Origin of the sequence: Xenorhabdus sp. PB30.3 (assembly GCF_963895965.1) — a bacterium.
Taxonomy (GTDB): Bacteria; Pseudomonadota; Gammaproteobacteria; order Enterobacterales; family Enterobacteriaceae; genus Xenorhabdus; species Xenorhabdus stockiae.
Map to the genome: position 1 here is coordinate 1 of NZ_CAWQMW010000025.1, position 9,734 is coordinate 9,734.

At 39.9% G+C, this 9,734-nt stretch carries 6 protein-coding genes; 1 reads left to right on the top strand and 5 read right to left on the bottom strand.

Annotation, left to right across the window (positions count from 1 at the left end):
• The first annotated feature begins 48 nt into the window (after positions 1-48).
• On the top strand, positions 49-273 hold the full coding sequence (locus AACX38_RS02795) for a hypothetical protein (RefSeq protein WP_228865664.1): 225 nt from the start codon (positions 49-51) through the stop codon (positions 271-273).
• A 115-nt stretch (positions 274-388) separates the two neighbouring features.
• On the opposite strand, the gene AACX38_RS02800 is transcribed toward AACX38_RS02795, so the two are convergent.
• The 5 genes from AACX38_RS02800 to maeB all read right to left on the bottom strand — a co-directional run bounded on the left by AACX38_RS02800 (position 389) and on the right by maeB (position 9,265).
• Positions 389-2,644, bottom strand: a complete 2,256-nt coding sequence (locus AACX38_RS02800; protein WP_228865665.1) for a TonB-dependent receptor domain-containing protein — start codon at positions 2,642-2,644, stop codon at positions 389-391.
• A gap of 141 nt (positions 2,645-2,785) precedes the next feature.
• The gene (locus AACX38_RS02805; protein ID WP_370630650.1) at positions 2,786-4,957 is read right to left on the bottom strand and encodes a S9 family peptidase; all 2,172 of its coding nucleotides are present in this window, start codon (positions 4,955-4,957) and stop codon (positions 2,786-2,788) included.
• Between the two features lie 40 nt (positions 4,958-4,997).
• Positions 4,998-5,804: an energy transducer TonB family protein gene (locus tag AACX38_RS02810; RefSeq protein ID WP_228865666.1), complete on the bottom strand. Its 807-nt coding sequence runs from the start codon at positions 5,802-5,804 to the stop codon at positions 4,998-5,000.
• 112 nt (positions 5,805-5,916) lie between these two features.
• The gene (locus AACX38_RS02815; protein WP_228865667.1) at positions 5,917-6,819 is read right to left on the bottom strand and encodes a ChaN family lipoprotein; all 903 of its coding nucleotides are present in this window, start codon (positions 6,817-6,819) and stop codon (positions 5,917-5,919) included.
• Between the two features lie 166 nt (positions 6,820-6,985).
• The gene (maeB, locus tag AACX38_RS02820) at positions 6,986-9,265 is read right to left on the bottom strand and encodes an NADP-dependent oxaloacetate-decarboxylating malate dehydrogenase (protein WP_228865668.1); all 2,280 of its coding nucleotides are present in this window, start codon (positions 9,263-9,265) and stop codon (positions 6,986-6,988) included.
• Between the last annotated feature and the right edge of the window lie 469 nt (positions 9,266-9,734).

The window sequence follows — 9,734 nt, forward strand, 5'->3', positions numbered from 1 at the left end:
CATATAATACTTAGTTAAAAATCAATTGAATCAGATAAGGAATATATTATGAACAAAAAAACAAATACAAAAATAAATTCATTTCCCAATGATGATTTCTGGAATAGTTTAGAAAATATCTTTAGTGGATTATCCACATTAATTAAAAACATCATTAGCGCATTGAATGAGATGGGAATAATTTCTTACAATCTATCATTAACAATACGAATTTTTATATCATCTATAGTGGCAGCCATTGATAGTATTTTTGAACGTCAGAAGTACTATTAAGAACAAATTGAATATAGTATTGATAGGATTGGACTATGGGAATTTATTTTTATCTTACAGAATGTTATAAAATAGCGGCAGTTTTCTACCGCTATTTTAAAACAATTATATTCTATCAGAAACGAATTTCAGCACCCATTACGTAGGTTCTGCCACGGGCGGTTTGAGTAATCGCTCCCTCTTGTGTCATATGTGGTGCAGATCCCATACGATTTAATGCATCAGAATAATTTTCATTCATTAAATTCTGTACAGAAACCTTCACTTTGATATTTTTATTTATTTCATAGTCTGTATATAAGTCTACTATGGTTGGCATTTTATCATCTTTAATCATCTTCATTTGATTTCCATTTTCTGGATCCAGTTCCATATCAGGATCTTGATGATAAGATTTACCTGTATATTTTACTATTGTACCAATACGAAGTGTCTCTTCCAATAAACGAATACCTGTATCCAATGTCATATAACGTTCCGGTAATTGTGATGCAGGACTTGCACCAAACTCGGAGGTTGAAATGGATGTAGGTTGTTGCGTTTTTTGCTGACTATAAGCTAATGAGCTGTAGAATATACCTGCATCATAGTTTGCTGACAATTCATAACCACTCATATTAATCGGTTGAGCACTATTAGTATAAATATGTATACGATAATTTCTTTCATGGTAATCTTTTGATTCTAATGAACCATCATCTAAACATATATTTCCCGTTGCACATAAAGTAAAAGCTTCGCTACGAATATAATTTTTTATTCTAGTATGGAAATAATTAGCTTTCAGTCTAAACACATCTCCTTGTATCAATAAGTCTGGTTGATAACTATTAAAACCTATTTGATAAGTGTCTGCTTTTTCACCTTTTAAAAATGGATTTACAGAAGCTCCTGCTTCATTAGAGTAGAAAACTTCCTGTGTATTTGGTGTACGCATTGAATGCGTATAGTTTATAAACGGTTGGAATATAGGAGTTACTTCTGCAGACAATAGAACACTAGGATTAAATCCACGTGATTTGATATTTAATAATGCTTTTCCCTGTGGAAAACATTTTAAAGGTTCATCACAGGCTTGTTTTATTCCTTTTAGACTAGAATCCAAGTAGTTTAATCCTAAATCCGCAGTATAAATACCATGCTCTATCTTAAACCGACTATAAATGCTAGTAATATTTTGTTTCCCACTTGGAGAAAATATATTATCGTCTTCTGTTCTTTGGTACTCATCACCTAGATCAACACCTGTTTTTTTTATATATTCATTGCGCATTAACTTACTACCGAGAGTAAGTGCAAAATCAATATCACCGTAGTTAAATCGGCTAGTGTTTTTGATATTAATAGCACCAGATTTATTATGCGATTCACTTCCACCTAAACCAGGTATAGCTCCGAATTGCACATTTTGCTCACTACTTCCTGTACTCAGTAAAATTTTAGTATCAATTAACTCACTAAATGGTGTGTAGTGATATTTCAAATAATAATCTGAACTATCCAAATGACGTTTGGTAAATTTATTATGATAAAAACGCCCAGATAACTCTAACTCATGAAAATCATTTGGTTTAACACTAAATTTTATCAATTGTGAATTGGGTTTCTGTTTAAATGTTTTTTCCGTACCGAATTCTTCGCTACTGATCCCCATACCATTTTTATAGTGAGCATCAATACTATGACCACTAACAGCAAACATAGCACCAATCGAACCTTCTGGGCTTAATGCCTGCGTTTTTCCCGCAATAGCAACCATACCATTTTTACCTACACCATTGGTACCATAGGTTGACTTAGTCCGTATCCCAATATTATTGCCTTCGAAAATAACATCATCAATATCAATGGTTCGGAAGTTAGCACTTCCCACCAGAGCATTAACTGAATCTCCATCGCTTGCCTGTCCACGATCAATATCTGTTCGGATAATAAAATTGGGGTCAATCAAGACACCAAACTGATTATAAGGCTGCTGTCCATGTGCATTCTCATTAGGAGCAATACCATAAAAGCTCTGGCTCACTCCATCTACCATCATATTAACGCGGCCAAATCCGCTCATTCCACGGATATTCACAGCTATAGTCCCCTGACTGACATCCATCTGGGTATAAGTCCCCGGCAAACTACGTAATACGCTGTCCATAGATTCCAGTTTATTATCTTCCCCCACAGAACTATAAGCACCGGGTTTTTCCATGGCTTCAATTTGCGGCCTGTTTTTATTATCCTGAGAACCGGAAACTTTTAATGGACTGAATCGCATGACTTTCTGGTTTTTATTGTCATCTGTGTTTTCAGCGTAAGCGATTCCCTGAAGCCCGATAAATACTGCACTGGCTCCGGCTATTCTTGCCATGATTTTCATTAATATCATCCTAAATTAAAAATATTTATTAAAGCTCACATTGCTTCGCTAATTTTGCGATAGTTTTATTGTTTTTAGGGTGTAAAAACCCTGGATACTGATAACGAATTATCAGCATCCATAATTATTAATATATTTTTATTAATCTTTTAAGTGTGGAAAATATGTTTTAGCATCATCCAACATCAACAGAAAACTATAATCGAAAGCTATATCGTTTATACGATTGAAACGTCCCGGCTTTCCACCGTGTCCTGTATCCATATTGGTTTCTAATAACAGTAAACTATCCCCTTTTTTCATTTCCCTTAATTTCGCTACCCATTTCGCTGGCTCCCAGTATTGTACCTGAGAGTCATGTAAACCGGTTGTCACTAATAAATGAGGGTAACGCTGAGGCTGAATATTGTCGTAAGGGCTGTAAGATTTCATACGGAAATAAACTTCCTTATCATCCGGATTCCCCCACTCATCATATTCCCCTGTAGTTAAAGGAATAGACGGATCAAGCATTGTCGTCACTGCATCAACAAAAGGAACTTTAGCGATCACACCACGGTATAGCTCGGGTGCCTGATTAACCACTGCTCCCATCAGTAAACCGCCCGCACTGCCACCTTCGGCATAAACTCGTTTACTATCGCCATAACCTTCAGCAATTAATGCTTTAGTAGTATCAATAAAATCATGGAAGCTGTTCATTTTATTTTCGAGCTTGCCCTGAAGATACCAATTACGGCCTAAGTCGCCACCACCACGAACATGAACCAATGCATAGACAAAACCACGATCCAACAGGCTTAAAAGTGCAGAACTAAAATAAGGGTCCATGCTGATACCATAGGCACCATAACCGTAAATCAAAATCGGGTTCTGACCTTTTTTGAACAGGGACTTGCTATAAACCAAAGAAACCGGTACTTCTACCCCATCCCGTGCTTTGATCCAAATACGCTGGCTTTCATAGTTTTCTTTATTGAACCCTTTCACTTCCTGCTGTTTTAGCAATTCGCGTTCGCCGGTTTGCATATTCCACTGGAATACTGAACTTGGTGTGGTCAGGGATGAATAACTATAACGCAGCAAATCCGTTTCTGGCTCAGGATTATAGCTCAAGGATGCCATATAAGCCGGGTCATCGAATTTAACCTGTTTTTCTTGCTGGGTTTTCCAGTCAATCTGACGGATTGAGGACAATCCTTTAGTTCTCTCCTGTACCACCAGCCACTTGTTAAACAGGCTAAAATCTTCCAGATCAGTATTATCCTGTGGTGCAATTACTGTTTTCCATGGCTTATTAATGGCATCTGTCTGATATAGACCAAACAATGGGTGTTCATAATTGGAACGGATATAAAATTGCCCACGGAAATGGTCGATATAATATTCACGCCCAGCCTGACGGGCAGAGAACATTTGTGGTTCCTGTTGCGGATTATTTGCATCTATCAACCGATATTCTGAGGTTGAATAGCTGGTGATCGAAACCAGAATGTAGTCAAGCGAGGTACTTTTCGAAATTGACAGATAGAAGCGATCATCGTCTTCCTGATAGATCTTTTTATCCTGTTGGGTATCCGTGCCATATTGGTGACGAAATAGCTGGTAAGGCAGCAGGGTTTGTGGATCTCTGCGGACATAAAACAGAGTTTCTCCATCATTGGCCCACAAAATATTACCGGAAGTATTCTCTATAACGTCATTTTGCCACTCACTGTCACCAAAATTTTTAAAAGAGATTTGGAAGTTACGGCGGCCCTGAGTATCTTCAGCGATAGCAATGCGTTTATTGTCCCGGGTAATAGCAAACCCACCGATTTGATAAAACTTATGGCCTTTCGCTCGTTCGTTACCATCAACCATGACCTGCCAGTCAGTTGAATTATCAACTGGCTTACGCTGATAGATAGGGAAATCTTTGCCTGATTCATAAATGGTGCGATAAATATAACCATTGTAGGTATAAGGTACCGACTGGTCTTCCTTATTCATACGGCCAACCATTTCGTTATACAGTGTTTCCCGTAGCTCCTGACCAGATTTCAGCATCTCTTTGGTATAGTTATTTTCAGCGGCCAGATAATCAATAACTTCTTTATTCTGACGCTGGTCATCACGTAACCAATAATAATCGTCAACACGGGTATCACCATGAATCGTTATTTCATGAGGCTGCTTTTTAGCCATAGGTGGTATCATTTTTTCCTCCATCGCGATAGCCGTGACGCTATTACTCAGCAAACTACTACCCAACAAAAAACTGAGCACGGCTTTCTTGGCTTTTGGTGAAAACACCGTTTTATACTGTGACATGCCATTCGTCCTGTTCTTTTATTGTTTTTAAAATCAATTGTTATTGATATAAAGTGAAATCAACCGGTAATTCAACCGTAACACTGCCATTGGTTAAAATAGAATCAGGTGGAATGGGTAATGGCTGTGCCCTTTCCAGTACAAGTCTTGCTTCCCTGTCAAGTGAGTTCGTTCCAGAGCGTCTTACCAATTCACTGTCAATCACATTACCAAATTGATTGACGGTAAATTTCACCGTTGGACGCCCTGTACGTTTTCTCCGCTGAGCATCTCCCGGGTATTTTTTATAGCGGTTTAAATGACCGCTTACTTCCGCCTGCCAGACAGCTTTAGCATCAGCGGCAGCATCTGAATTACTTTCATAAGAAGCTGCTGTGCGGGAAGTAATGTTATCCGCCGTAGCCGTACTGGTTGTCGGTGCTGCTGTACTTTGTGATTTTTCACTTTCCTGCTCTTTTGCCTGCACGCGCTTAACCGGTTGAGCCTTTTTAGGTGCATCCTGTTCTTTTGGTTTCTTTTTCTTCGTTTTATCAACCAGGAGCATGGCTTCTTCATTTACATCCAGTTTCGGCATATTGACAGCATCAATCTTACTTTCCTGTTGTTCGCTGGTAACAGATAACTGCTGTTCAATACCAATCGGCTGTTTTTCGACCTTGTGTATTGCTTCCGTCTGTAGTGATACTTCCATCATAACTGCAGGTGGAGGTAAAAATTCCTCAATATCAAGATCCTTCGGTTTATAAATCAACCAACCGACCAACAGGACGTGCAGTGTGATAGCGGCGAGAAAGGATTTTGTCACGTGACCAACGTGAGTGGTTTGATACGTTGTATACGTCAACATTTCTTATAGCACATTATGTCAAAGATAAATTAAGGGAATGATAATCAATTGGATATATAAATGAAAACTATTTTTATTTATTATGAGCATCACATCCTTGTGATAGATACACCTACTTAGTTACTTTGGCAGCCACTTTGGGTGTAAACCAGACAAAATCAGCGTATTCTTTATTCAAAACAACGCCTTTTTCAGCAATAACCAGCACAACAACCTGTTCATCAGATGCTACTTTTTTCACATGCTGAGGTACGCCCATTGCTTTTACCGCATGATATCCTCCGGCAAACAGCATTGCAGGTGATGGCGCTTTCATCAATTGTTCTGCCATTCTCTGATCACGAAGTTGCTGAATTTTGCTCATTGCAGCAAGATGTAATTCATCTATATTGCCACCATGGGAATTTTTGATGGTTTCATCAATACGCTTTTTGACATCTTCAGAGACTAAGGAAGTTTTGTCTCCAGCTTTATAACTTTTATACGCCCGATCGATTTCACTACGATTCAGGTTAGCGGCTAACAAGGGATAAGGTGCTTTCACCAGTTCCACAACCAGTTTTCCATATTGTTCCCAAGGCCAGCCTTCTTGCCATGCCAACAGCTGTTTAATGCGCTCATCCCTGACTATCGGATCATCCTGCAACCAGCTTTTCACTTTATTGACTCTTTCTTGTTGATCCGGATTAATCATTTCCAGCAATACAGAACCATGAGGCCGTTTTTTCTCCAGCTGCTGAATCAGCCATAATTCAATTTGATGGTGATAAGGGTTATCGTGTTTTTCGCCGACAATAATTCTTGGATAAGTTACCAGTTGATTAAGTAATTCATCAGAAGTGATGGCTTTGCCTGTTCTCATGTCAAGCAATACACCTGATTGGGTTAATTCACCGGAAAGCGTTTGTTTTACTGCCTGAGAGTTACTTTGTGTCGTTGTTGATGTTGTCGCACAACCACCAAGCAGGAAGGCACATGCTAAAAAAGTTGTTTTTATACAGATAGATGTTTTCATTGGTATTCATTATCCAGTTAAAAATTCCCTGCATATTATAGATAATGATAATTATTTACAAATAAAAATACCCCGCTAAACAAGAGCCTGACGAGGTATTGTCTGTTTATCCCGGCTAATTAATGAAACCGGGATATTGATACCAATGAATTATAATACCAATCAATTACAGCGGATTAGTCTGTGCTTCGACCGCAGCCAGTGCCACCATGTTAACAATACGGCGAACAGAAGCGATTGGTGTCAGTACATGGACAGGCTTAGAAACCCCCATCAGCACCGGACCAACAGTAACACCATCTGAACCAGTGACACGCAGTAAGTTATAACTGATACGAGCAGCTTCCATATTAGGCATAATCAGCAGGTTAGCTGAACCTTTCAACGGGCTGTCCGGCATAATGTCACGACGAATGCTTTCCACCAGCGCAGCATCACCATGCATTTCACCATCAATTTCCAGTGATGGTGCCATTTGTTGTACCAGCTCCAGTGTCTTACGCATCTTTTGAGCAGATTCACAGTCAGAAGAACCAAAACTTGAACGGGACAACAGAGCAACTTTTGGTTCAATACCGAAGCGGCGCACAGTTTCTGCTGCCATCAGTGTAATTTCAGCCAGCTCTTCTGGCGTCGGGTCTTCGTTAACATAAGTATCAGCAATAAATGTATTACCCATCGGCAGCAACAAGGCATTCATTGCACCTGCTGTGTGCACACCCTGACGGAAACCAAAGACGTCTTTGATAATCTGGTAATGCTCAGCATAACTACCGACCGTACCACAAATCAGGCCATCAGCTTCTCCACGATGAACCATGATGGCACCGATTAGAGTCGGGTTACCAATAACCGTCCGGCGTGCCTGATCCTGAGAAACACCACGGCGCTTCATCAGTTGGTAATATTCCTGCCAGTATTCTTTGAAACGTGGATCGTTTTCGTTATTAACGACTTCGAAGTCTTTACCTGCTTCAATATGAAGCCCCTGCTTCTTGATACGCATTTCAATAACGCTTGGGCGACCAATCAGAACAGGATACGCCAACCCGAGGGAAACTAATTCCTGAGTCGCGTGGAGTACCCGGATATCCTCACCTTCTGCCAGTACAATACGTTTTTTCTCTTTTTTCGCCTGAGAGAAAATAGGCTTCATGAATAAGTTAGTTTTGTAGACAAACTCATTCAGTTTTTCGATATAGGCGCCGAAATCGGTAATGGGACGGGTTGCTACGCCTGAATCCATCGCTGCTTTTGCTACAGCAGGTGCAATTTTCACAATCAGACGTGGATCAAATGGCTTCGGTATAATGTATTCCGGGCCGAAGAACAAATCCTGATCACCATAGGCAGAGGCCACTTCCTGACTTTGTTCTGCCAGCGCCAGATCAGCAATTGCGTGTACACAAGCCAGTTTCATCTCTTCATTAATAGTCGTTGCACCTACATCCAGCGCACCACGGAAGATGAATGGGAAACAGAGCACGTTATTGACCTGATTAGGGAAATCAGAACGACCTGTACAAATAATTGCGTCAGGGCGCACAGCTTTTGCCAGTGGTGGCAGGATTTCCGGCTCTGGGTTCGCCAGTGCCATAATCAGCGGATCCTTCGCCATTGTTTTCACCATCTCTGGCGTCAGTACTCCGGGGCCGGAACATCCGAGGAAAATATCAGAATCAGGAATGACATCGGCCAGTGTGCGGCTGCCATTATCTTCAATTGCGTAATCGGCTTTCGTTTTTTCCATATTCTCTTCGCGACCACGATAGATAACGCCTTTCGAGTCACAAACTACAATATTTTCACGTTTCAGGCCTAAAGCCACCAACAGGTTCATACAGGCAATAGATGCAGCCCCCGCACCAGATACTACCATCCGTACTTTGCTGATATCTTTATTAACGACTCGCAGCCCGTTAAGTACTGCGGCAGTACAGATAATTGCCGTACCATGCTGGTCGTCATGGAATACAGGAATTTTCATCCGCTCGCGAAGTTTCTGTTCAATATAGAAGCACTCTGGAGCTTTGATATCCTCGAGGTTGATACCACCAAAAGTCGGCTCCAATGCCGCAATGATGTCAATTAATTTATCCGGATTAGACTCATCTATTTCAATATCAAAAACATCAATGCCAGAGAATTTTTTGAATAGAACTCCCTTTCCTTCCATTACGGGTTTGCCAGCCAGTGCCCCGATATTTCCCAGCCCCAATACAGCACTACCATTGGAGATAACTGCCACCAGATTACCACGGGCAGTATATTTATATGCCATCAGTGGATCTTCTGCTATTTCAAGACAAGGAGCAGCAACACCCGGTGAATATGCCAAAGCTAAATCACGTTGTGTCGTCAACGGTTTAGTCGGAGTAACCGTGATTTTCCCCGGCTGCGGAAATTCATGAAAATCAAGGGCACTTTGTTTTAATTTCTCGTCCATCGTCTGATCCTTTGTGAGTCATGTCTAAGTAAAAATCCGCTCAGTATAATAGTTACGGAAGGTTAAATCATGGTGCTAACCGCATTTTTATCAATGATCGTCGAAACTTCAGATCATATCCCCTGCTGTTTTCAGAATTCAATGCAACCAGCAAAGTAATCAACAAAGAAACAACCTGAAATATAGAGAGTATAAAATGATCTGTTAATGGCTTCACATTAACCAATATTATATAGAAATACGTTAATTATACTCATGTAGAGGTAGCTCCATTTTCTATCCATTAATAACTCACTGAATTAATAAAAGAGACATTTAAGAAACAACTTTAAAATGAGTTTACAAAAACAAAAATTAATCTATAAAATAATCATAAAAATTTGATTGGGAAAATTATTAGCAATTAAGGAAAATCATTTTCTTATGTCTATGGAATTTATTTCACGTGAATTGATAATCTTATTTGCGA